This window comes from Agrobacterium sp. ST15.13.013, assembly GCF_027956525.1.
GTDB classification, from domain to species: Bacteria; Pseudomonadota; Alphaproteobacteria; order Rhizobiales; family Rhizobiaceae; genus Agrobacterium; species Agrobacterium salinitolerans.
This window is the reverse complement of the sequence record NZ_JAQKGP010000111.1, coordinates 1-411: the sequence shown is the minus strand read 5'-3', so window position 1 is coordinate 411 and position 411 is coordinate 1. Positions and strand designations below refer to the sequence as shown.

General features: G+C 56.0%; 1 protein-coding gene. It reads left to right on the top strand.

All coding sequences use genetic code 11. The annotated features are described in order from the left end of the window. Positions 1–163: 163 nt before the first annotated feature. The coding region (locus PL597_RS26125; RefSeq protein ID WP_271366671.1) for a DUF1097 domain-containing protein at positions 164–411 on the top strand (248 nt) is incomplete at its 3' end.

Below are 411 nucleotides of genomic sequence, written 5' to 3'. Positions count from 1 at the left end.
TTGACCCGCGACGCCATCGCCGAGATGTGGGACGAGCTGCAGGAAGAAGATGAGCAATAATATGTGATGCAAATCACCATATGAATGCAACTGAAAGAAAGTTCATTCATATACTGTGTTTTAGATCGCATTCTTCCGGCGCGTATCTGCTAGGATACGCGCCATGAACATACTCTTCGCAATCTCATTAACGACAGGCATCCTCTCCGGGATTTGGGGGTGGGTGGCGGTCGCTCTCGGCCTGCTGAGCTGGGCCGGATGCCTCGGCTGTACGGCCTATTTCGCCTGCCCGCAGGGCGGCTTGAAAGGGCTGGCCATCTCGTCCTGCACGGTGATGAGCGGCGTGGCCTGGGCGTTAGTGATTATCCACGGTAGCGCGCTGGCGCCACAGGTGCAGATCCTCAGCTATAT